Raw genomic sequence first — 22,434 nt, 5'->3', positions numbered from 1 at the left:
ACCGTTGCGGGGCTACGCCCGCCTGTTAAAAGCGCGCTCCCGAACAGTCCTTGGTCAGGAAGTCAGAAGGGCTGCTAGTTGTTGATAAGTTCTGCGGCAACGGCCGCCAGATCGTCAAAAATCAAGGTGCCTACCGGCAGGGTTTTACCCTGGGTCTTTTCGCCTTTCCCGGTTTTTACCAAAACGGGCTGTGAGTCGACGGCCTTGGCCGCCTCCAAGTCACCGAGACTGTCCCCGACGAACCATAGGCCAGTCAACGGCACATTGTAATATTCGGCAATGGTTTTTAGCATGCCCGGTTTGGGCTTGCGGCATGCGCAGCCCTCATCCGGCCCGTGAGGGCAGTAAACCACCAGCCCCAACTCACCGCCCTGCTCTGCCACCAACGTGCGCAAACGCGCATGCATGGCGTCCAGGGTGGCGATGTCGTAGTAGCCGCGGGCAATGCCGGACTGGTTGGTGGCGACTGCCACCGTCCAGCCGGCCTTGCTCAACTGCGCGATGGCCTCGACCGAGCCGGGCAGTGGAATCCACTCCTCCACCGACTTGATGTAAGCGTCGGAGTCATAATTGATCACTCCGTCCCGATCGAGAATCAGCAGTTTCAACATGATCAGCCCAGCACGGAAATGTCAGCGATGTTGATGAACAACCCACGCAGGCGCGCCAGCATGGCGTAGCGATTTTTCCGCACACCCGCGTCTTCGGCGTTGATCATCACGGCTTCGAAGAACGCATCCACCGGTTCACGCAAGCTGGCCAGGCGTGCCAGTGCTTCGGCGTAATTGCGCTCGGCAATCAGCGGCTTCACGGCGTTTTCCGCCTTGGCGATGGCCGAGTTCAGGGAGAACTCCTTGGCATCGGCAAACAGGCCCGGGTCGACTTCGGCATTGCCGAGGTTGTCGGCCTTGCTCAGCAGGTTCGACACACGCTTGTTCACGGCGGCCAGGGCACCGGCTTCCGGCAATTTGCGGAAGGCCTGTACGGCCTGTACGCGCTGATCGAAGTCCAGCGCCGAACCGGGTTGCAGGGCACGCACCGACAGGTACACCGACACGTCCACGCCTTCGTCTTCGTAACGGGCACGCAGACGGTCGAACACGAACTCCAGCACTTGCTCGGCCAGGCCGGCTTGCTTGACCTTGGTACCGAACTGGCCGACCGCAAACACCACGGCCTGGGTCAGGTCGAGGTCGAGTTTTTTGTCGATCAGGATGCGCAGCACGCCCAGGGCCGCGCGACGCAGGGCGTACGGGTCTTTGCTGCCGGTAGGCAGCATGCCGATGCCGAAAATACCCACCAGGGTATCCAGCTTGTCAGCGATGGCCACGGCCGCACCGGTGAGGGTGGTTGGCAGTTCGGCGCCAGCGCCGCGCGGCATGTACTGCTCGTTCAGGGCCAGGGCGACATCTTGTGGCTCCCCGTCATTGAGGGCGTAGTAGTAACCGGCAACACCTTGCATCTCCGGGAACTCGCCGACCATCTCGGTGGCCAGGTCGCACTTGGACAGCAGGCCTGCACGTGCCGCCCAAGCGGCGTCACCGCCAATGCGTGGCGCGATGTAGGCGGCCAGCTTGGAAACCCGTACAGCCTTGTCGTAGACGCTGCCCAGTTTTTCCTGGAACACCACGTTTTGCAGGCGCAGGTTGAAGTCTTCCAGCTTCTGCTTCTTGTCTTGCTTGAAGAAGAACTCGGCGTCGGTCAGGCGCGGGCGAACGACTTTTTCGTTACCGGCGATGATCTGCTGTGGGTCCTTGCTTTCGATGTTGGCCACGGTGATAAAGCGCGGCAGCAACTTGCCATCGGCGTCCAGCAGGCAGAAATACTTCTGGTTGTCCTGCATGGTGGTGATCAGCGCTTCTTGCGGCACATCGAGGAAACGCTCTTCGAACGAGCACACCAGCGGCACCGGCCACTCGACCAACGCGGTCACTTCGTCCAGCAGGCTTGGCGGCACAATGGCGGTGCCTTCCTGCAGACGGGCCAGCTCTTCGGTGCGCTTGCTGATCAGCTCGCGACGCTCGTTGGCGTCGGCCAGCACGTAAGCGGCACGCAGGTCGTTGAGGTAGTTGGCGGGCGCAGTGATGCGTACGCTTTCCGGATGGTGGAAGCGGTGACCACGGGAGTCACGGCCAGCCTTCTGAGCGAGGATGGTGCAATCGATGACCTGGTCACCGAGCAGCATCACCAGCCACTGGGTCGGACGCACGAACTCTTCCTTGCGAGCACCCCAGCGCATGCGCTTAGGGATAGGCAGGTCGTTCAGGGAGTCTTCGACGATGGTCGGCAACAGGCTGGCGGTTGGCTTGCCCTTGATGACCTGGCTGAAACGCAGCTTTGGGCCGCTCTGGTCGATTTCGCTCAGCTCGACGCCGCACTTCTTGGCAAAACCAAGGGCAGCCTGTGTCGGATTGCCTTCGGCATCGAAGGCCGCCTGGCGTGGCGGGCCGTCGAGGTTGATGCTGCGGTCCGGCTGCTGGGTTTCCAGCGCGGTGAGCAACACGGCCAGGCGACGTGGCGCGGCGTAGACTTTCTTCGCTTCGAACTTCAGGCCGGCGGTTTGCAGGCCCTTTTCGATCCCGGCCAGGAATGCATCGGCCAGGGTGTTCAGTGCCTTGGGTGGCAGCTCTTCGGTGCCCAGTTCAACCAGGAAATCTTGAGCACTCATTGTGCAGCCTCCAGCTTAGCCAACACTTCATCACGCAGGTCCGGGGTTGCCATCGGGAAGCCCAGCTTGGCGCGAGCCAGCAGGTAGGCTTGGGCGACAGAACGCGCCAGGGTGCGTACACGCAGAATGTATTGCTGGCGCGCGGTAACCGAGATGGCACGGCGGGCATCCAGCAGGTTGAAGGTGTGGGATGCCTTCAGGACCATTTCGTAGCTTGGCAATGGCAGCGGTTGATCCAGTTCGATCAGGCGCTTGGCTTCGCTTTCATAGAAGTCGAACAGCTCGAACAGTTTCTCGACGTTGGCGTGTTCGAAGTTGTAGGTCGACTGCTCCACTTCGTTCTGGTGGAACACATCGCCATAAGTGACCTTGCCGAACGGACCGTCAGCCCACACCAGGTCGTAGACCGAATCCACGCCTTGCAGGTACATGGCCAGACGCTCGAGACCGTAAGTGATCTCGCCGGTTACCGGGTAGCACTCGATGCCGCCCGCTTGCTGGAAGTAGGTGAACTGGGTGACTTCCATACCGTTGAGCCAGACTTCCCAGCCCAGACCCCAGGCGCCCAGGGTCGGCGATTCCCAGTTGTCTTCGACGAAACGGATGTCGTGGACCAGCGGGTCCAGACCGACATGTTTCAACGAGCCCAGGTACAGCTCCTGGAAATTGTCCGGGTTAGGCTTCAAGACCACCTGGAACTGGTAGTAGTGCTGCAGACGGTTAGGGTTTTCGCCGTAGCGGCCGTCAGTCGGGCGACGACTGGGCTGCACATAAGCGGCGTTCCAGGTTTCCGGGCCGATGGCCCGCAGGAATGTTGCGGTGTGGAAAGTGCCGGCGCCTACTTCCATATCGTAGGGCTGAAGTACCACACAACCTTGCTCGGCCCAGTATTGCTGGAGGGCGAGGATCAAGTCTTGGAAGGTACGCACGGCTGGCGTAGGCTGGCTCACGAAATTCACCTGTTACTTGGGCTGCGATTTAAAGAGCGGGAGTATACCCGATTCGGCCCCGCCACCACTCACTGGAGCCTTATGCCACGCTGCTTTTGGTGTTCTGAAGATCCGCTATACATGGCTTATCACGATCAGGAGTGGGGAACGCCGCTGCGCGATGCGCAGGGTTTGTTTGAACTGCTTTTGCTCGAAGGGTTCCAGGCGGGCCTGTCCTGGATCACCGTTTTACGCAAACGCGAGCATTATCGGAAGGTCTTGTTTGGCTTTGATGCACCGCGTCTGGCGCAGTTGAGCGATGAAGAAATCGAGGCACTGATGCTCGATCCGGGCATCGTGCGTAACCGCCTGAAGCTCAACGCCACCCGGCGCAATGCCGCCGCCTGGCTGGCGTTGGAGGATCCGGTGGGTTTGCTCTGGTCGTTTGTTGGCGGTGTACCCAAGGTCAATCATTTCAAGGACCGCAGCGAAGTCCCGGCGATTACGCCAGAGGCCGAAGCCATGAGCCGCGCGCTGAAAAAAGCCGGATTTACTTTTGTTGGACCGACCATCTGCTACGCGTTCATGCAGGCCTCGGGCATGGTCATGGACCACACTCGGGACTGTGATCGCTACGCCACCTTGGTCCACGGCGGTTAGAATGACCGCTTTGCGCACCACACAAGATCAGGAGTGACCTGTGGAAAAGTTTAAAGGCGCCTTGTTGGTAGGCGCTCTTCGGTTGTTTGCCCTGCTGCCCTGGCGCGCCGTGCAAGCCGTGGGATCGGCCATTGGCTGGATCATGTGGAAAACCCCTAACCGCTCCCGCGAAACGGTACGAATCAACCTCTCCAAATGCTTCCCGGACATGGACCAGGCCGAGCGCGAGCGCCTGGTAGGCCAGAGCCTGATGGACATCGGCAAGTCGTTGACGGAAAGCGCCTGCGCCTGGATCTGGCCGGCCCAGCGCTCCATCGACCTGGTGCGCGAAGTTGAAGGCCTGGAAGTGCTGCACGAAGCCCTGGCGTCGGGCAAAGGCGTGGTGGGCATCACCAGCCATCTGGGAAACTGGGAAGTGTTGAACCACTTCTATTGCAGCCAGTGCAAACCGATCATTTTCTACCGTCCGCCCAAGCTCAAGGCGGTGGATGACTTGCTGCGCAAACAACGGGTGCAATTGGGCAACCGAGTCGCCGCATCCACCAAGGAAGGCATCCTCAGTGTGATCAAGGAAGTGCGCAAAGGTGGCCAGGTGGGCATTCCCGCTGACCCGGAGCCGGCGGAATCGGCCGGGATCTTCGTGCCGTTCTTTGCGACCCAGGCGCTGACCAGCAAGTTTGTGCCGAACATGTTGGCGGGCGGGAAGGCAGTGGGTGTGTTCCTGCATGCGCTGCGGCTGCCGGACGGTTCGGGCTACAAGGTGATTTTGGAAGCGGCGCCGGAAGACATGTACAGCACCGACACGGCCACATCCTGCGCAGCAATGAGCAAGGTGGTGGAGCGCTATGTCGGTGCCTACCCGAGCCAGTACATGTGGAGCATGAAGCGCTTCAAGAAACGGCCACCGGGTGAGGCGCGGTGGTATTGATCTACTTCTGACTCTAGGTTGACGCCGGCGAAATGTGGGAGCGGGCTTGGCGATCGAGTTTCTTCAGGAATACCGCCATCTCTTTTTCGGCCTGCTTGTCACCGTGGGCCTGGGCTGCTGCTATCCCCTGCTCCCACGCCAACCGCGCCACAGCCTGATCCCCCAACCCCACCTGCGCCTTCCCCAACAACTTCCACGCCGCCGAATACGTCGGGTCAAACTCGACGCACTTCTGCAAATGCTCGGCCGCCTTGGCGTTATCTTTCAGATCCAGATAACCCTTGCCCAAACCAAACCGCAGCAATGAGTTATCCACACCCTTGGCGAGCATTTTTTCCAGGGATTCGAGCATGTTGTGAACTCCGTATAGACCTTTAGCCGCTGCCGCAGGCTGCGATAAGACCAAAGGTCTTCAGCGATCTGGAAATTTTACGACCCTGCGGGCCGATCGCAGCCTGTGGCAGCGGCTACAAGATCAGAAAAAGCTCAACCCCACGTGGAACAACTTCTCCACGTCGCGGATATGTTTTTTATCCACAAGGAACAGAATCACATGGTCGCCGGTGGCAATCACGGTGTCGTCGTGGGCGATGATCACTTCTTCATCGCGAATGATTGCGCCAATCGTGGTGCCCGGCGGCAAGCCTATGTCACGGATCGCCTTGCCAATCACTTTGCTCGACTTCGAATCACCGTGGGCGATTGCCTCGATGGCTTCCGCCGCGCCTCGGCGCAACGAGTGCACGCTGACAATATCGCCGCGCCGCACGTGGGCGAGCAAGGTGCCGATGGTCGCCAGTTGCGGGCTGATGGCGATGTCGATATCGCCGCCCTGGATCAGGTCGACGTAGGCCGGGTTGTTGATGATGGTCATCACCTTCTTCGCCCCCAGCCGTTTTGCCAGCAACGACGACATGATGTTGGCTTCGTCATCGTTGGTCAGGGCCAGGAAGATGTCGGCATCGGCGATGTTTTCTTCCAGCAGCAGGTCGCGGTCCGACGCACTGCCTTGCAGTACGACGGTGCTGTCGAGGGTGTCGGATAAGTACCGGCAGCGCGCCGGGTTCATCTCGATGATCTTCACCTGATAGCGGCTTTCGATGGCCTCGGCCAGGCGCTCGCCGATCTGCCCGCCACCGGCGATGACAATGCGTTTGTAGTTTTCTTCGAGGCGGCGCATTTCGCTCATGACTGCACGAATATTCGCTTTGGCGGCGATGAAGAAAACCTCGTCGTCAGCCTCGATCACTGTATCGCCCTGGGGCAGGATCGGTCGGTCGCGACGGAAGATCGCGGCTACCCGCGTCTCGACATTCGGCATGTGCTCACGCAACTGCCGTAGTTGCTGGCCCACTAACGGCCCGCCGTAGTAGGCCTTGACCGCCACCAGTTGCGCCTTGCCTTCGGCGAAGTCGATCACCTGCAAGGCGCCGGGAATCTCGATCAGGCGCTTGATGTAGTGGGTGACCACCTGCTCCGGGCTGATCAGTACGTCCACCGGAATCGCGTCGTTGTCGAACAGGCCGGCGCGGGTCAGGTAGGCCGCCTCACGCACCCGGGCGATTTTGGTCGGGGTGTGAAACAGGGTGTGCGCCACCTGGCAGGCGACCATATTGGTCTCGTCGCTGTTGGTTACCGCCACCAGCATGTCGGCGTCGTCCGCGCCGGCCTGGCGCAGCACCGTGGGGAACGACGCACGACCTTGCACGGTGCGGATGTCCAGGCGGTCACCGAGGTCACGCAGGCGCTCGGCGTCGGTGTCGACCACGGTGATGTCGTTGGCTTCGCTGGCCAAATGCTCGGCCAGCGTGCCGCCGACCTGCCCTGCGCCGAGGATGATGATTTTCATCCGGTCACTCCCTTAAAACTATTCAGCCGCGTGCGGCGGCAATCTTGATCAGCTTGGCGTAATAGAAGCCGTCATGGCCGCCTTCCTGGGCCAGCAACTGGCGCCCATGAGGCTGCTTGATCCCGGCCTGGATGTCGAGGTCCAATTCCCGTGCGCCGCTGGTGCGGGCGAGGAAGGCTTCGATGACCTCGGTATTCTCGGTAGGCAGCGTCGAGCAGGTGGCGTAAAGCAGGATGCCGCCGACTTCCAGGGTGGGCCACAACGCGTCCAGCAGCTCGCCTTGCAACACGGCCAGGGCGGCGATGTCGTCGGGTTGGCGGGTCAGCTTGATGTCCGGGTGGCGACGAATCACCCCGGTGGCGGAACACGGTGCGTCCAGCAGGATGCGCTGGAACGGCTTGCCGTCCCACCAGGCGGCTGTATCGCGGCCGTCGGCGGCAATCAATTCGGCGCTCAGGCCCAGGCGTGCGAGGTTTTCCCGCACGCGTACCAGGCGTTTGGCTTCAAGGTCTACGGCCACCACGCCGGCGAGGCCAGGCTCGACCTCCATGATGTGGCAAGTCTTGCCCCCCGGTGCACAGCAGGCGTCCAGCACCCGTTGGCCGGGCGCCAGGTCCAGCAGGTCCGCGGCCAGTTGGGCGGCTTCGTCCTGCACACTGATCCAGCCTTCGGCAAAGCCAGGCAGGCTACGCACGTCGCCAGGCTCTGTCAGAACGATACCGTCCTGGCTGTAGACACAGGCACTGGCCGCTACACCGGCTTCGCTTAGCAATGTGAGATAGGCATCGCGTGTCTGGTGACGGCGATTGACCCGCAAAATCATCGGTGGATGAGCGTTGTTGGCCGCGCAGATGGCTTCCCACTGCTCAGGCCAGAAGGCCTTCAGGGATTTTTGCAGCCAGCGCGGGTGGGCGGTGCGCACTACCGGGTCGTGTTCCAGTTCTGCCAGCAGGGCTTCGCTCTCGCGCTGGGCGCGGCGCAGCACCGCGTTGAGCAAGGCCTTGGCCCAGGTTTTTTTCAGCTTGTCGGCGCAACCCACGGTTTCACCGATGGCGGCGTGGGCCGGGACGCGGGTGTAGAGCAATTGGTAGAGACCCACCAGCAGCAGCGCTTCGACATCGGAATCTGCCGCCTTGAACGGCTTTTGCAGCAGCTTGGCCGCCAGCGCCGACAGACGCGGCTGCCAGCGGGCGGTGCCAAACGCCAGGTCCTGGGTGAAGCCGCGGTCACGGTCCTCGACTTTATCCAGCTGGGTTGGCAACGAACTGTTGAGGGAGGCCTTGCCGTTGAGTACGGCGGCCAAAGCCTTGGCGGCGGCCAGACGTGGGTTCATTGGGCTTCCACCGCTTGGCCCAGGATGATGCCTGCGGCAAATTTCTCACGGCGACTATTGAACAAATCGCTGAAGTTCAGCACCTTGCCACCGGGCAATTGCAGACGGGTCAGGCACAACGCCTGCTCACCGCAGGCGACCAACAGGCCGTCCTTGCTGGCGCCGATGATCTCGCCCGGTGCGCCTTTGCCTTCGGCCAGGCTGGCAGCCAGTACTTTCAAGGCTTCGCCATTGAGCGTGCTGTGACAGATCGGCCACGGGTTGAAAGCACGTACCAGGCGCTCCAGCTCTACGGCCGGGCGGCTCCAGTCGATGCGTGCTTCGTCTTTGTTCAATTTGTGGGCGTAGGTGGCGAGGCTATCGTCCTGGATTTCGTCTTCCAGGGTGCCTGCCGCCAGACCGGCGATGGCCTGGACGACGGCGGGCGGGCCCATTTCGGCCAGACGATCATGCAGGCTACCGCCGGTGTCTTCAGCGCTGATCGGTGTGGTGACTTTCAGCAGCATCGGGCCAGTGTCCAGGCCTGCTTCCATACGCATCACGGTCACGCCACTCATCGCGTCACCGGCTTCGACGGCACGTTGGATCGGTGCCGCACCGCGCCAGCGTGGCAGCAAGGATGCGTGGCTGTTGATGCAGCCCAGGCGCGGGATATCCAGCACCGCCTGGGGCAGGATCAAGCCGTAGGCCACCACCACCAGCAAGTCGGGTTTCAGCGCGGCGAGCTCGGCTTGGGCGTCGACGTTGCGCAGGGTCGGCGGTTGCAGCACGACGATGTTGTGCTCCAGAGCCAACTGCTTGACCGGGCTGGGCATCAGTTTTTGCCCACGACCGGCCGGACGGTCCGGCTGGGTATAGACCGCCACGATCTCGTAGGGGCTATCGAGCAGGGCCTTGAGGTGTTCGGCGGCAAACTCTGGGGTACCGGCAAAAACGATGCGCAGTGGCTCGGTCATGGAAACGTCTCACAAAAGAAAAGGCTTGCCGGAGCAAGCCTTTGAAAGAAAGGAATCAAGCTTGCTGGCGATGTTTCTTTTCCAGCTTCTTCTTGATCCGGTCGCGTTTAAGCGTGGACAGGTAATCGACAAACAACTTGCCGTTGAGGTGATCGCATTCATGCTGGATACACACCGCCAACAGGCCTTCGGCAATCAGCTCGAACGGCTTGCCGTCACGGTCCAGGGCCTTGATCTTGACCTGTTGCGGACGGTCGACGTTCTCGTAGAAGTCCGGCACTGACAGGCAGCCTTCCTGGTACTGGCCCATCTCGTCGGTCAGGGTCTCGAACTCAGGGTTGATAAACACCAGAGGCTCGCTGCGATCTTCGGACAGGTCCATGACCACGACGCGCTGATGCACGTCGACCTGGGTCGCGGCGAGGCCGATGCCCGGGGCCTCATACATTGTTTCAAACATGTCATCGACCAACTGACGAACCTTGGCGTCCACTACGGCCACTGGCTTGGCGATAGTGCGCAGGCGTGAGTCCGGAAACTCGAGGATGTTCAAAATAGCCATAAGCGTAATTGCTGCACATGTGAGGTAAAGGCAAGTCGGCATCGGGGATGGACCCCGGGAGTGCCGGTGGAAAACGTCCGAAAGCCGCTAAGGCCAAGGCGTTTCACGCGAACGTACATAATAAAGGAGATTCACCCCATGAGGAAATCGCTACTCGTCTTGCTGTTGTGGGCCATGACCGCCGACGCCCATGTACCGGCGCTATCCGACGACACTTCTCCACAGCAGCCCCAGGCACTGGACAACCAGACCCGAAAGGCTATTCAGCGCTTTTTGCTGCACAACCGGATACTCGACACCCCGGGCATTCTGGACACCGCGCCTTACATTATTGCCGCAGAGGCTGGACGGGTGTTGGGTGCCAATGGTGAGCGAATCCACGCCCGGGGCGTTCTGGACCCTGTGCAACCCACCTATGGAATCTTCCGCCGGGGCAAGGTTTACACCGACCCTGACAGCCAGGAATTCTTGGGAATCAACGCCGACGATATCGGTACCGCCCGTTTTGTGATGGCGGGCGATGTGACGACCCTGGCCGTGCAACGCGTGACCCAGGAGGTGCGACCGGGGGATCGTTTGCTCGCCGCGCAGCCCTCTGCCTCCCTGTCGGACCTACTGGCCCAAGTGCCTGCGCACCGTATTGCAGGGCGAATCATCGACGTGCCCCGGGGCGTGACGCAGATTGGTGTGCTCGATGCGGTCACCCTGAACAGGGGGCGCCGCGACGGCTTGATGGAAGGCCATTTGCTGTCGGTGACAAAGAGCGGGGAAACCGTACGCGACCGAGTCACGGGCGATGTGGTGAAGATCCCGGATGAACGTGCCGGTACCCTCTTGGTGTTTCGCACCTATGAAAAACTCAGTTACGGACTGGTCCTTAGCGCCTCACGCTCACTGGCAGTGATGGACCGTTTCGAGAGTCCTGAACAAACACAATAATTAGCCTGCTAAATAAGTTACCAACAGAGTTATCCACAGCTTGTTGCGATCAAGGATGATCACATGTCATCGACCGATACCCGTACCCTTTCCCCGGCAGAACTGGAAGCACGCTTGCGTTTGCACCGGCTGCCGGAGCTTGGGCCAAAACGTTTCAAAAAGTTGATCGAGGCCTTTGGCTCGGCCTCGAAAGCCATCAGCGCGCCAGCCAGCGCCTGGCGCTCCCTGGGTTTACCGATGGTTTGCAGCGAGGCCCGGCGTAGCCAGGAAGTTCGCGATGGCGCCAGTGCCGCGTTGGCCTGGCTTGAGCGTCCGGCCCAGCATTTGCTGATGTGGGACCTGCCGGACTACCCCGCACTACTGGCAGAAATTGCAGATGCACCACCGCTGTTATTTGTCGCCGGCGACCCCACCATCCTGGAAAAGCCGCAATTGGCCATGGTGGGCAGCCGTCGCGCATCCTGGCCTGGCATGGACACTGCGGCGGCGTTTTCCCGCAGCCTGGCAAGTGCCGGTTTTGTCATCACCAGCGGCTTGGCGCTGGGAATAGACGGCGCGGCGCACCAGGCGGCATTGGATGTCGGTGGGCAGACAATCGGCGTGTTGGGCACCGGGCTGGAAAATTTTTATCCACAGCGCCATCGACGTCTGGCTGCGGCGATGATTGCCCAGGGCAGCGCGGTGGTTTCCGAGTTCCCCTTGGACGCCGCTCCTCAGGCAGGCAACTTCCCACGGCGCAATCGCATCATCAGCGGTTTGTCCCTGGGGGTATTGGTGGTGGAGGCCAGCGTCGCCAGTGGTTCGCTGATCACCGCTCGGCTGGCGGCAGAGCAAGGGCGCGAGGTGTATGCGATCCCCGGTTCCATCCACCATCCGGGCGCCAAGGGTTGTCACCAGTTGATTCGCGATGGCGCAATGCTGGTGGAGACCATCGAACACATTCTTGAGGGCCTGCGGGGCTGGCAGGCGTTGTCCCGCCCGGCGCCGATCGCGGTGACTCATCCATTGGTGGCGCTGCTGCATGCCGCTCCCCACACCAGCGAAGCCTTGGCGGTTGCCAGCGGCCAAGCGCTGTCCCATGTGCTGGCGACTCTCACGGAATTGGAACTGGAGGGCCGGGTTATCTGTGAAAGCGGTCGCTGGCTTGCGCGCAGCTAGGTTTTGTAACGAAGATCGGTAAACTGCGCAGAGCTTTAGTTCGGAGAGTGAGCAATGGTCAACAGGTGGCGTGTGCGGGAAGCCGCGCGAGAAATTCGTGCAGGCGCGGTAATTGCCTATCCAACCGAGGCGGTCTGGGGCCTGGGCTGCGACCCTTGGAACGAGGAAGCGGTGGATCGCTTGCTGGCGATCAAGGGCCGTTCAGTGGATAAGGGCCTGATCCTGATTGCCGATAACATCCGCCAGTTCGATTTTCTCTTCGAAGACTTCCCTGACCTGTGGATAGATCGTATGGCCAGCACCTGGCCGGGTCCCAATACCTGGCTGGTGCCTCATCAGGACTTGCTGCCTGAGTGGATCACCGGGGTGCATGACACGGTGGCGTTGCGGGTCAGTGATCATCCACTGGTGCGGGATTTGTGCTCGCTGGTTGGGCCGCTGATCTCCACCTCGGCCAACCCTCAGGGCCGCCCGGCGGCGCGCACGCGGATTCGCGTGGAGCAGTATTTCCGTGGGCAGGTGGATCTGGTGCTGGGTGGGAATCTGGGTGGGCGCAAGAACCCGAGCCTGATTCGGGATCTGGCGAGTGGTGAGATTGTGCGCCCGTCTTGAGACCGATGCGCGGCCTTCGCGAGCAAGTCGAATCGTCGCACCGCCGCTCCCACATTTGACCGAGCTCCATCTTTGGAATGCGGTCAAATGTGGGAGCGGCGGTGCGACGATTCGACTTGCTCGCGAAGAGGCCCTCAGAGCCACTGAAAATCTAAAGTATCAAGGCAAGAGAATGGTCGACCCCGTAGTCCGCCGCGCCGACAACTCCGTCTGCGCCTTCGCCGCATCCGCCAGCGAATACCGCTGATTGATATCAATGCGCACCTTGCCGCTCTTGATCATCGAAAACAGATCATCCGCCATCACCTGTAAATCCTTTGGATTACTCGCATAGGTCGCCAGTGTCGGCCGGGTCACGTACAGCGAGCCCTTGGCCGCGAGAATCCCCAGGTTAACCCCATCCACCGCGCCCGACGCATTACCAAAACTGACCACCAGGCCCCGTGGCGCCACGCTGTCCAGCGAGGTCAGCCAAGTGTCTTTGCCCACGCCGTCGTACACCACCGGGCATTTCTTGCCGTCGGTCAGCTCCAGCACACGTTGTGCGACGTTTTCCTTGCTGTAGTCGATGGTTTCCCAGGCGCCGAGGGATTTGGCCTGCGCGGCTTTTTCCGGTGAGCTGACGGTACCGATCAGCTTCACGCCCAGGGCCTTGGCCCACTGGCAGGCCAGGGAACCGACGCCACCGGCAGCGGCGTGGAACAAGATGGTTTCGCCACCTTTCAACTCATAGGTCTGGCGCAGCAGGTACTGCACGGTCAGGCCCTTGAGCATGGCGCCTGCGGCCTGTTCGAAGCTGATGTCGTCCGGCAGGTGCACCAGGTTGGCAGCCGGCAACACATGCAGCTCGCTGTAGGCGCCCAACGGGCCGCTGCCATAGGCCACACGGTCACCGACCTTGAATTGAGTCACTTCACTGCCCACCGCATCCACCACCCCGGCGCCTTCCGCGCCCAGGCCGGATGGCAACGCCGGTGGTGCGTACAGACCACTGCGAAAATAAGTGTCGATGAAGTTCAGGCCAATGGCCTTGTTGCTTACCCGAACCTGCAGCGGGCCCGGCTCTGCCGGCGTGTAGTCGACATACTCAAGCACTTCGGGGCCGCCATGGGCACGGAACTGGATACGTTTGGCCATCTGCACTCTCCTCAAGTCAATGTCGCGAAGGGCTCCTATCGGACTCCTAAGCTTGATCTTCGTCAACTGCGGTGCAACCCGGTGCGGTGGTATCCTGTGCGCCCATTTGCCGCCGACGCCCAATGGCCTCGCGTAGCTTTGCCCGATTCAAGGTGATGCCATGACTACTCGCACCGAGGCTGTTAAAGCCTACCTGCTCGACCTGCAAGACCGCATTTGCAGCGCCCTGGAAACCTTCGAGACGGACACTCGCTTTATCGAAGACGCCTGGACCCGGCCTGCCGGCGGTGGCGGTCGTACCCGTGTGATCGAAAACGGTTCGGTGATCGAAAAAGGCGGCGTCAACTTTTCCCACGTCTTCGGCAGCGGCCTGCCGCCGTCCGCCAGTGCCCACCGCCCGGAACTCGCCGGCCGTGGTTTTGAGGCCCTCGGCGTGTCGTTGGTGATTCACCCCCATAACCCTCACGTGCCGACTTCCCACGCCAACGTGCGCTTTTTCATTGCTGAAAAAGAAGGTGAAGAGTCGGTGTGGTGGTTCGGTGGCGGCTTCGACCTGACGCCCTACTACGGCAACGAAGAAGACTGCATCCACTGGCACCGTGTGGCCGAGCAGGCCTGTGCACCCTTCGGCCCGGACGTTTATTCGCGCTACAAGGCCTGGTGCGACAGCTACTTCCACATCAAGCACCGCAACGAGCCCCGGGGCATCGGCGGCCTGTTCTTCGATGATTTGAACGAGTGGGACTTCGACACCTGCTTCGCCTTCATACGCGCCATTGGCGATGCCTACATCGACGCTTACCTGCCGATCGTTCAGCGCCGCCAAGCCACGGCCTATACCGAACAGCAGCGCGAATTCCAGGAATTCCGCCGTGGCCGCTACGTCGAATTCAACCTGGTCTATGACCGTGGCACGCTGTTTGGCCTGCAATCGGGTGGCCGCACCGAGTCGATCCTGATGTCCCTGCCGCCGCAAGTGCGCTGGAGCTATGACTGGAAAGCAGAGGCCGGCAGCGAAGAGGCACGCCTGACCGACTACTTCCTGCAGGACCGCGACTGGCTGGGTGTTGTTGCGCCCAAGGCAGCGGTCTGATGGATCGCTATGTCGTCTTTGGTAACCCTATCGGTCACAGCAAGTCGCCGCTGATTCATCGCCTGTTCGCTGAGCAGACCGGCGAACAGCTGGACTACAGCACCTTGCTGGCGCCGCTGGAGGATTTCACTGGCTGTGCCCGTGAGTTTTTCCAGCAAGGCCGTGGTGCCAACGTCACCGTGCCGTTCAAGGAAGAAGCCTATCGCCTGGCCAACACCCTGACAGAACGTGCCCAACGCGCCGGCGCGGTAAACACCCTAAGTAAACTCGCAGATGGCAGCCTGTTGGGCGACAACACCGACGGTGCCGGCCTGGTGCGGGACCTGACTGTCAACGCGGGCTTGAGCCTGCAAGGTAAGCGCATCTTGCTGCTGGGCGCGGGCGGCGCGGTGCGTGGTGCGCTGGAACCGTTGCTGGCTGAACTGCCGGCCTCGTTGATCATTGCCAACCGTACTGTGGAAAAGGCCGAATTGCTGGCGGCGTTGTTTGATTATCTTGGTCCCGTATCCGCCAGTGGTTTTGACTGGTTGCGCGAGCCCGTGGACGTGATCATCAACGCCACCTCGGCCAGCCTGTCGGGTGATGTTCCGCTGATTGCCGGCAGCTTGATCGAACCGGGCAGGACCTTTTGCTACGACATGATGTACGCCAAGGAGCCTACGGCGTTCTGCCGCTGGGCCAGTGAAAATGGTGCTGCGCAGGCGATGGATGGCTTGGGCATGTTGGTGGAACAGGCCGCCGAAGCGTTCTTCCTGTGGCGCGGCGTGCGACCGGAGTCGGCGCCAGTGCTGGCTGAGTTGCGGCGGCAGTTGGCCTGACACAAATCTAAATGTGGGAGCGGGCTTGCTCGCGAAAGCGGTGGGTCAGTCAAATTTTTATCAACTGACCCACCGCTTTCGCGAGCAAGCCCGCTCCCACATTTTTAACCGTGTTCAGTCTTCAAAGTGGAGGGGGCATTTATCGGCCCCGTCCAGCTTCTTGAGCTCTTCCACCACCTGCGGCCTGGCCCGACGCAACGTCAGGCTGCGCCCCAGCCCCTTCAGTCGCCGCGCTTCCTGGTGCAGCATTTCCACGCCGGAATAGTCGATAAAGTTGATCTGCTGCGCCTCGATCACGACCCGCTGGCCCTGCAAGCTTTGCAGGCGTACTTGCAGGTAGTGGCTGGCTCCAAAAAAGATCGACCCACCCACCCGCAACACATCTTCCTCGCCATCACGCCATTGCTGGACCCGTGGCTGCGACGTGCGTTTGAGGTAGAAAAACAGCGACGCCAATACCCCGGCGTAGATCGCCGTCTGCAACTCCAGCAGCAGCGTGGCGATGCAGGTCAGGCTCATCACCACAAACTCCGCACGGCTGACCCGGAACAACGCCCGAATGCCCCGATGGTCCACCAGCCCCCAACAAATCAGCAAGATGCTGGCGGCCATGCTCGGGATCGGGATGTGGGCGATCAGCGCGGCGCCGAACAACGCAAACAACGCGACCCACAGCGCAGAAAATACGCCCGCCAATGGCGAACAGGCGCCCGCCTCGTAACTGAGGCCCGAACGGGTGAAGGAGCCGGCTGACAGATACCCGGAGAAAAATCCGCCCACGATGTTCGACAGTCCCTGGGCGCGGACTTCCTGATTGGCGTCGAGCAATTGTTGCGAACGCGCCGACAACGAGCGAGCAATCGACAGGCTGGTTACCAACCCCAGCATACCCACCGCCACGGCACTGGGCAGCAGACGCAGGACCATGTCCAGATCCATCGGCAGCGGGCTGAACGGCGGCAGTTTGCCAACGAAGGCGCTGACCAGCGCGACGTGCCCGAACATCGCCGGCCACAGCCAGGCCACCAGGCTGCCCAGGGCCAGGGCAATCAACAAGGTCGGCCAGCGCGGCACCACTAACTTGAGCAATACACCCACGGCCAAGGTGCCCAGCCCGAGCACGAGCGAGGGACGATCCCACTCCCCCGCATGGTTGATCAGCGCCAGCAGGCTGTTGACCGCCGTGGCCTCGCTCGGCAGGTCCAGGCCCAGCAGATTGGGCAACTGCCCCAAGGCAATCACCACCGCGGCGCCGAGGGTGAAGCCCAGCACCACGGAGTGCGAAACGAAATTCACCAGCGCGCCGAAGCGCAGCATGCCCAGCAACCACTGAAACACCCCGGCGAGGAGGGTCAGCAGCAGGATCAAGGTGATGTAGTCCTGAGAGCCGGGTACTGCCAGCGGGCTGATGCTGGCATAGAGCACGATGGAGATCGCCGCTGTCGGGCCGCAGATCAAATGCCAGGATGAGCCCCATAGGCAGGCGATCAACACTGGGATGATGGCGGCGTAGAGCCCATATTCCGGTGGGAGGCCGGCGATCAGTGCGTAGGCAATGGATTGCGGTAACGCCAGGACTGCGCCGCTGAGCCCGACGATGGCATCTCGTCCGACACTGGCGCGGGTCTGGCGCGGGAGCCAGCTCAGGAACGGGAAGAGGGTATGGCGGTTGGGCCGGGGCATGGGGTGCTCAGGTTGAAAAGGGTTGAATCAGGGTATCAGTTGGCTCTGCGTAGCAGCTGTCGAGCCTAGGCGAGGCTGCGTTCGCAGTGTATCTGACACACCGCAGACGCAGCCTCGCCTAGGCTCGACAGCTGCTACGTCGGGTTCACCTACTGATAGGGGACGGGCGTTAGAGCTTGGCTTTTACCGCCGTCAACGCGTCCTGGCCATCCACGGTTTTAACCCCGTCCAACCACTTATCCAGCACCGCCGGATTCGCCTTGATCCACGCCTTCGCCGCATCAGCATTGCTGACTTTCTTGTTTACTACTTCGGCCATGATGCTGTTCTCCATCTCCTGGGTGAAACTCAGGTTGGTCAGCAGTTTCCCCACGTTGGGGCAAGCCTGTGCATAACCCTTGCGCGTCAACGTATACACGCTGCCTGTATCGCCAAAGTACTTCTCCCCACCCTTGAGGTAACGCATCTTCAACTGCACGTTCATCGGGTGCGGCGTCCAGCCGAGGAAGGTCACGAAGCGCTGTTTCTTCACCGCCCGGGACACTTCGGCGAGCATCGCCTGTTCGCTGGATTCGATCAGCTTCCACTGACCCAGGTCGAAGTCATTCTTCTTGATGATCTCTTGCAGCGAAATATTCGCCGGCGCACCCGAGCCGATGCCGTAGATCTTCTTGCCGAACTTGTCGGCAAATTTGTTGAGGTCGGCAAAGTCATGCACCCCGGCGTCCCACACATAGTCCGGCACGGCGAGGGTGAACTCGGTGCCCTCGAGGTTCTTCGCCAGTTGCACCACATCGCCATTGGCCACGAACTTGTCGTAGAAGCCTTGCTGCGCGGGCATCCAGTTACCCATGAACACATCCACCTGGCCGTCCTTGAGCCCGCCAAAGGTGATCGGTACCGCGAGGGTATCGACCTTGGTCTTGTAGCCCATGCCGGTCAGTAAAAATCCGGTAATGGCATTGGTCGCGGCGATATCACTCCAGCCTGGATCGGCCATTTTCACCGTCTCGCAACTCGAGTCCGCGTAAGCGTTGGCACTGCTGAATGCCAGCAGTCCGACGCCCAGTGCTGTGGATAACTTCATCATGGCCTTCCCTTTGGTTTTATTGGTTTTGGCAGGGTTGTGGGTAACGTGCTTTACGCTCCAGATCGTCAAGGTCGATATGGTTGCGCATGTATTGCTGACTGGCATCTACCAGTGGCTGGTGGTCCCAGCTCTTCAGCTTGCCCTGGGTCAGCGCCTGGCTGACCAGGCGACGACGGCGTTGGCTGGCGAGCACCTGCTGGTGGATCGCCGGGATGTCCCATTTGGCCCGCGCTTCATTAAGGAATGCATCGAACCGCGCCCGGTGTTCCGGTGACTGGCTGAGTTCCTCCAGCTCGCGTGGGTCATTGTGTACATCGAACAATAGACACGGATCGTCTTCGCTGTAGATGAACTTGTAAGCGCCCCGACGGATCATCATCAGCGGCCCGATGGTGCCTTCGGCCATGTATTCGCCGAACACTTCGTCATGCCCGCCCTGCCCTTGCAAGTGCGGGACCAGTGAGCGGCCATCCAGCGGCAGGTTGGCTTCCAGCTCGCCACCGGCCAGTTGCACCAGGGTCGGCAGCAGGTCGGCGGTGGAGACCGCTGCTGTCACGCGACCTGCCTTGAATTGCCCTGGCGCACTGATCAGCAGCGGCACCCGGGCGGCCATTTCAAACCAGTGCATTTTGTACCAGAGCCCTCGTTCGCCGAGCATGTCGCCGTGGTCGCCGGAGAAGATGATGATGGTGTCTTCTGGCAGGCCGGTGTCTTCCAGGGTTTGCAGCAGCTTGCCGACGTTGCTGTCGATGTAGCTGCAGGCGCCGAAGTAGGCGCGGCGGGCATCGCGGATCTTGTTCACGGGCAGCGGTTTGTCCCACAGGTCATAGACCTTGAGCAGGCGCTGGGAGTGAGGGTCGAGATCAGCCTGTGGCGGGGTTGCAGGCAATGGGATGTCGTTGTCGTCGTACAGGTCCCAGAACGGCTTGGGAATGGTGTACGGGTCGTGTGGGTGGGTCATAGACACGGTCAGGCAGAACGGCTGGTCGCCATCCTCACGAATATGGTCGAACAGGTATTGCTGAGCCCTGAATACCACTTCTTCGTCGAAATCCAGCTGGTTGGTGCGCACGCACGGCCCGGCTTGCAGCACCGACGACATGTTGTGATACCAGGTGGGGCGCACGTCCGGTTCATCCCAGTTCACCGCCCAGCCATAGTCGGCCGGGTAGATGTCGCTGGTCAGGCGCTCTTCATAGCCATGAAGTTGGTCAGGGCCACAGAAATGCATCTTGCCCGACAGCGCAGTGCGGTAGCCGAGGCGGCGCAGGTAGTGGGCATAGGTCGGTACGTCGGCAGGGAAATCCGCCGCGTTGTCGTAGGCGCCGATCTTGCTCGGCAATTGCCCGCTCACCAGGGTAAAGCGCGAGGGTGCACACAGTGGGCTGTTGCAATAGGCGGCGTCGAACACCACACCTTCGGCGGCGAGGCGGCTCAGGTTCGGCAGTTTGATAGGCGAAGGACCGTAGAACGGAAGCATCGGCGCGGCCATTTGATCGGCCATGATGAAAAGAATGTTCTTGCGCTTCATGGTTTCGCGGCATTCCATAGTCAATGTTTATGCGATTGAGCATGCAGGCCATGTAAAACGTGGTAAAGCCCATGAAAAGCAATGTCTAGGATAAGCACAGCTTATGTATGAATCCCTCGGCAACCTGTCACTGGATCTGCTGCGCGCCTTTGAAGCGGCAGCGCGGCAACGCAGTTTTACGGCGGCGGCGATGGAACTGGGCACTACCCAGCCTGCCATCAGCCAGCAGATCAAGCGCCTGGAAGAACAACTGGCGGTGCGCCTGTTTGATCGCATCTACCGTGGTATTGAACTGACGGATGCCGGTGCGTTGCTGTTCGAGCATGTGCAGGCCGGCTTGCAGAACATTAACCAGGGCCTGAGCACCATCATCCAACAGGACCAGCACGAAGTGCTGCAAGTGGCGACCGACTTTGCCTTCGCCGCCTACTGGCTGATGCCGCGTCTGCATCGCTTTCATGAAGCCAACCCGCAGGTGGATGTGAGCCTGGTCACCAGCGAGCGCAATCACGCTACGTTGCGCAGCGATATCGATGTGGCCGTGTTGTTTGGCGACGGCCGTTTCAAGCAGGGTGAGAGCCTGTGGCTGTTCAACGAGGAAGTGTTTCCGGTGTGCAGCCCGCAGTTGCTCAAGGACCACGCTACCCCGTTGACCGTGCAAAGCTTGCAGGCGTTTCCCTTGCTGCATCTGCGCCAGGAAAACAACAGCCAGTGGTTCGACTGGAGCGGCGTGTTCCGCGAACTGGGCATCACCGCCGCGCCCACGCCTGGCCAACTACGCTTCGATAACTACACGCTGTTGATCCAGGCGGCGATTGCCGGCCAGGGTGTGGCCATCGGCTGGCGGCACCTGGTGGATAACTTGCTGGAACAGAAGTGGCTGTGCCGGCCGATTGGCGACACCGTGGTCTCGCGCTTTGGTTATTACGTGGTGCTCCCCCAGCGCAAACGCCGGGGCCAGTTGATCGAGCGCTTCGTTGACTGGCTGGTGGCGGAACAGGCCCGCAGCGCCCAATCCCTGACCGGCTTGGCCCTGCCTTCCATTGCGGTCTAGGATTTACCGATCATTGAGTCCGGAGGCTGTCATGCAACGTATCAAGGGCTACCACGCCCATATCTATTTCGACGCCAGCACGATCGAACAGGCGCGCAAGCTCTGCGAAGAGGCCGCGCAATTGTTCCCGCTGCGCATGGGCCGAGTGCATGAACGCCCGGTGGGGCCGCACCCGGATTGGAGTTGCCAGTTGGCGTTCGAGCCGGAATACATCGGGGTGGTGTTGCCGTGGCTGGCGCTCAATCGCAATGGTCTGGTGGTGTTTCTGCATCCGGATACAGGTGATGACTTGAAGGACCATACCGAGCATGCGATCTGGATGGGGGCTATGCGGACATTGGATTTGTCGATATTTTAAGTTTTCTCCCTATATATGGGATTGATATTTATATATTGAGAAGTTGTCGGTCTTGGGTTTATATTCGCCTCATCCGCTCAGAACACTTCAGGTGAAGCGATGCAGGCGCAATTGATCGCGCTCGATTGGGGAACCAGTTCCCTTCGTGCTTATAAGCTCGGCCCCGCAGGCGTTGTCCTCGAACGACGCGCATTGGCGTCAGGGATCATGCACCTGCCTACCGAGCCTCGGCAGATCGCCGGGGTTTTGTGCAGCAATGGTTTCGAATTGGCATTTGACGCCGCGTGTGGCGATTGGCTGGATGAGCTGCCCACGCTTCCTGTCATCGCCTGCGGCATGGTGGGTAGCGCGCAGGGCTGGAGTGAGGCGGCTTATCGCGACACGCCGGCCGATGTCGCCACCCTCGGCCAGGCGTTGCACGTTGTGCGCAGCCTGCGGGGCGTCGATGTGCATATCGTGCCCGGTGTGATCCAGCGCGGCAGTTTGCCTAACGTAATGCGTGGCGAGGAAACCCAGGTGTTGGGGGTGTTGCAAAGCCTGCCGCTCGACCTGACCAACCGACGGTTGATCGGCCTGCCGGGCAGCCATTCAAAATGGGTCGAGGTGGTGGAAGGCTGTATCACCCATTTCGACACCTTCATGACCGGCGAGCTGTTCGCCGTGCTTAGCCAGCACAGCATTCTGGGACGTACCCAGCAGCCGTCCGCGCAGTTTCAGGCCGAGGCATTTGATCGAGGCGTGCAGGTCGTGTTGTCGGCGGATGGCCAACGTGGGCCGCTATCGACCCTGTTCAGTGCGCGCACGCTGGGGTTGACCGGTGAGCTGGCGGGCCGTGAGCAAGCGGACTATTTGTCCGGGCTGCTGATTGGTCATGAATTGCTGGCACTCAATAGCGACCCGCAGCCCGATATCGTTCTGGTGGGCAACACTCAACTGTGCACCCGCTACCAGCGTGCGCTCGCACTTTGCGGTTTCACCCACGTGACCCTGGCACAAGAGGCCACCGAGCGCGGTTTGTGGCAGCTGGCGGTCGCCGCCGGGCTGGTTCCTGCATCCGTTCAACCTGACTAGAGGCT

At 60.9% G+C, this 22,434-nt stretch carries 22 protein-coding genes; 10 read left to right on the top strand and 12 right to left on the bottom strand.

The features are described 5' to 3' along the window. Nucleotides 1-74: 74 nt before the first annotated feature. Genes gmhB through glyQ form a run of 3 tightly spaced genes read right to left on the bottom strand, consistent with a single transcriptional unit; the run spans nucleotide 75 to nucleotide 3,618 of the window. Nucleotides 75-614: a D-glycero-beta-D-manno-heptose 1,7-bisphosphate 7-phosphatase gene (gene gmhB, locus J7E41_RS05425; RefSeq protein WP_214991366.1), complete on the bottom strand. Its 540-nt coding sequence runs from the start codon at nucleotides 612-614 to the stop codon at nucleotides 75-77. Continuing rightward, a complete protein-coding gene (glyS, locus tag J7E41_RS05420) occupies nucleotides 614-2,668 on the bottom strand; it encodes a glycine--tRNA ligase subunit beta (protein ID WP_214990691.1) in 2,055 nt (684 codons plus the stop codon). The genes gmhB and glyS overlap by 1 nt, the downstream gene beginning before the upstream one ends. Beyond that, complete coding sequence (gene glyQ / locus J7E41_RS05415; RefSeq protein ID WP_003213601.1) at nucleotides 2,665-3,618, bottom strand: glycine--tRNA ligase subunit alpha; 954 nt, start codon at nucleotides 3,616-3,618, stop codon at nucleotides 2,665-2,667. The genes glyS and glyQ overlap by 4 nt, the downstream gene beginning before the upstream one ends. 81 nt (nucleotides 3,619-3,699) lie before the next feature. Between glyQ and J7E41_RS05410 the strand changes: the two genes are divergently transcribed. After that, nucleotides 3,700-4,257: a DNA-3-methyladenine glycosylase I gene (locus J7E41_RS05410; protein WP_214990690.1), complete on the top strand. Its 558-nt coding sequence runs from the start codon at nucleotides 3,700-3,702 to the stop codon at nucleotides 4,255-4,257. 40 nt (nucleotides 4,258-4,297) lie between these two features. Continuing rightward, the gene (locus J7E41_RS05405) at nucleotides 4,298-5,185 is read left to right on the top strand and encodes a lysophospholipid acyltransferase (protein WP_214990688.1); all 888 of its coding nucleotides are present in this window, start codon (nucleotides 4,298-4,300) and stop codon (nucleotides 5,183-5,185) included. 13 nt (nucleotides 5,186-5,198) lie between these two features. Here the strand turns inward: J7E41_RS05405 and J7E41_RS05400 are convergent, their stop codons facing one another. The 5 genes from J7E41_RS05400 to def all read right to left on the bottom strand — a co-directional run bounded on the left by J7E41_RS05400 (nucleotide 5,199) and on the right by def (nucleotide 9,885). Then, nucleotides 5,199-5,537 carry a hypothetical protein gene (locus J7E41_RS05400; RefSeq protein ID WP_214990686.1) on the bottom strand — a complete coding sequence of 113 codons (339 nt, stop codon included), beginning with the start codon at nucleotides 5,535-5,537 and terminating at the stop codon, nucleotides 5,199-5,201. 123 nt (nucleotides 5,538-5,660) lie between these two features. Beyond that, nucleotides 5,661-7,034 carry a Trk system potassium transporter TrkA gene (trkA, locus tag J7E41_RS05395; protein WP_155582307.1) on the bottom strand — a complete coding sequence of 458 codons (1,374 nt, stop codon included), beginning with the start codon at nucleotides 7,032-7,034 and terminating at the stop codon, nucleotides 5,661-5,663. Nucleotides 7,035-7,056: 22 nt separating this feature from the next. Then, nucleotides 7,057-8,367, bottom strand: a complete 1,311-nt coding sequence (gene rsmB, locus J7E41_RS05390) for a 16S rRNA (cytosine(967)-C(5))-methyltransferase RsmB (RefSeq protein ID WP_214990684.1) — start codon at nucleotides 8,365-8,367, stop codon at nucleotides 7,057-7,059. Then, entirely contained in the window at nucleotides 8,364-9,323 is a 960-nt protein-coding gene (fmt, locus tag J7E41_RS05385) for a methionyl-tRNA formyltransferase (protein ID WP_214990682.1), read from the bottom strand. The genes rsmB and fmt overlap by 4 nt, the downstream gene beginning before the upstream one ends. 55 nt (nucleotides 9,324-9,378) lie before the next feature. Beyond that, entirely contained in the window at nucleotides 9,379-9,885 is a 507-nt protein-coding gene (def, locus tag J7E41_RS05380) for a peptide deformylase (RefSeq protein WP_155582304.1), read from the bottom strand. Between the two features lie 138 nt (nucleotides 9,886-10,023). Here def and J7E41_RS05375 point away from each other — a divergent pair, with 138 nt between their 5' ends. The 3 genes from J7E41_RS05375 to J7E41_RS05365 all read left to right on the top strand — a co-directional run bounded on the left by J7E41_RS05375 (nucleotide 10,024) and on the right by J7E41_RS05365 (nucleotide 12,594). Further along, nucleotides 10,024-10,824: a peptidoglycan-binding protein gene (locus tag J7E41_RS05375; RefSeq protein WP_214990680.1), complete on the top strand. Its 801-nt coding sequence runs from the start codon at nucleotides 10,024-10,026 to the stop codon at nucleotides 10,822-10,824. 63 nt (nucleotides 10,825-10,887) lie between these two features. Next, complete coding sequence (dprA, locus tag J7E41_RS05370) at nucleotides 10,888-11,982, top strand: DNA-processing protein DprA (RefSeq protein WP_214990679.1); 1,095 nt, start codon at nucleotides 10,888-10,890, stop codon at nucleotides 11,980-11,982. Between the two features lie 54 nt (nucleotides 11,983-12,036). Then, on the top strand, nucleotides 12,037-12,594 hold the full coding sequence (locus J7E41_RS05365; RefSeq protein WP_169357167.1) for an L-threonylcarbamoyladenylate synthase: 558 nt from the start codon (nucleotides 12,037-12,039) through the stop codon (nucleotides 12,592-12,594). 159 nt (nucleotides 12,595-12,753) lie between these two features. On the opposite strand, the gene J7E41_RS05360 is transcribed toward J7E41_RS05365, so the two are convergent. Then, the gene (locus J7E41_RS05360; protein WP_214990677.1) at nucleotides 12,754-13,731 is read right to left on the bottom strand and encodes an NADPH:quinone reductase; all 978 of its coding nucleotides are present in this window, start codon (nucleotides 13,729-13,731) and stop codon (nucleotides 12,754-12,756) included. A 160-nt stretch (nucleotides 13,732-13,891) separates the two neighbouring features. On the opposite strand from J7E41_RS05360, the gene hemF reads away from it, so the two are divergent. Together hemF and aroE are read left to right on the top strand one after the other, a co-directional pair. Beyond that, nucleotides 13,892-14,824 carry an oxygen-dependent coproporphyrinogen oxidase gene (gene hemF, locus J7E41_RS05355; protein ID WP_169357169.1) on the top strand — a complete coding sequence of 311 codons (933 nt, stop codon included), beginning with the start codon at nucleotides 13,892-13,894 and terminating at the stop codon, nucleotides 14,822-14,824. After that, nucleotides 14,824-15,642, top strand: a complete 819-nt coding sequence (aroE, locus tag J7E41_RS05350) for a shikimate dehydrogenase (RefSeq protein ID WP_214990675.1) — start codon at nucleotides 14,824-14,826, stop codon at nucleotides 15,640-15,642. Before hemF ends, aroE begins: the two co-directional genes overlap by 1 nt. 114 nt (nucleotides 15,643-15,756) lie before the next feature. Here the strand turns inward: aroE and J7E41_RS05345 are convergent, their stop codons facing one another. The 3 genes from J7E41_RS05345 to betC form a co-directional block, all read right to left on the bottom strand. Then, nucleotides 15,757-17,325: a SulP family inorganic anion transporter gene (locus J7E41_RS05345; protein WP_214990674.1), complete on the bottom strand. Its 1,569-nt coding sequence runs from the start codon at nucleotides 17,323-17,325 to the stop codon at nucleotides 15,757-15,759. A gap of 169 nt (nucleotides 17,326-17,494) precedes the next feature. Further along, nucleotides 17,495-18,415 (bottom strand): choline ABC transporter substrate-binding protein, encoded by a 921-nt coding sequence (gene choX / locus J7E41_RS05340; RefSeq protein ID WP_214990671.1) that lies wholly within the window; start codon nucleotides 18,413-18,415, stop codon nucleotides 17,495-17,497. 16 nt (nucleotides 18,416-18,431) lie between these two features. Further along, complete coding sequence (gene betC / locus J7E41_RS05335; protein WP_214990670.1) at nucleotides 18,432-19,946, bottom strand: choline-sulfatase; 1,515 nt, start codon at nucleotides 19,944-19,946, stop codon at nucleotides 18,432-18,434. Nucleotides 19,947-20,049: 103 nt separating this feature from the next. On the opposite strand from betC, the gene J7E41_RS05330 reads away from it, so the two are divergent. The 3 genes from J7E41_RS05330 to J7E41_RS05320 all read left to right on the top strand — a co-directional run bounded on the left by J7E41_RS05330 (nucleotide 20,050) and on the right by J7E41_RS05320 (nucleotide 22,429). Beyond that, complete coding sequence (locus J7E41_RS05330) at nucleotides 20,050-21,000, top strand: choline sulfate utilization transcriptional regulator (protein ID WP_214990668.1); 951 nt, start codon at nucleotides 20,050-20,052, stop codon at nucleotides 20,998-21,000. Nucleotides 21,001-21,031: 31 nt separating this feature from the next. Continuing rightward, on the top strand, nucleotides 21,032-21,358 hold the full coding sequence (locus tag J7E41_RS05325) for a DOPA 4,5-dioxygenase family protein (RefSeq protein ID WP_214990666.1): 327 nt from the start codon (nucleotides 21,032-21,034) through the stop codon (nucleotides 21,356-21,358). Nucleotides 21,359-21,457: 99 nt separating this feature from the next. After that, nucleotides 21,458-22,429, top strand: a complete 972-nt coding sequence (locus J7E41_RS05320; RefSeq protein WP_214990664.1) for a 2-dehydro-3-deoxygalactonokinase — start codon at nucleotides 21,458-21,460, stop codon at nucleotides 22,427-22,429. Nucleotides 22,430-22,434 lie beyond the last annotated feature (5 nt).

This window comes from Pseudomonas fluorescens (assembly GCF_018614655.1).
GTDB classification, from domain to species: domain Bacteria; phylum Pseudomonadota; class Gammaproteobacteria; order Pseudomonadales; family Pseudomonadaceae; genus Aquipseudomonas; species Aquipseudomonas fluorescens_BX.
This window is presented reverse-complemented; position numbering and strand designations above follow the sequence as displayed.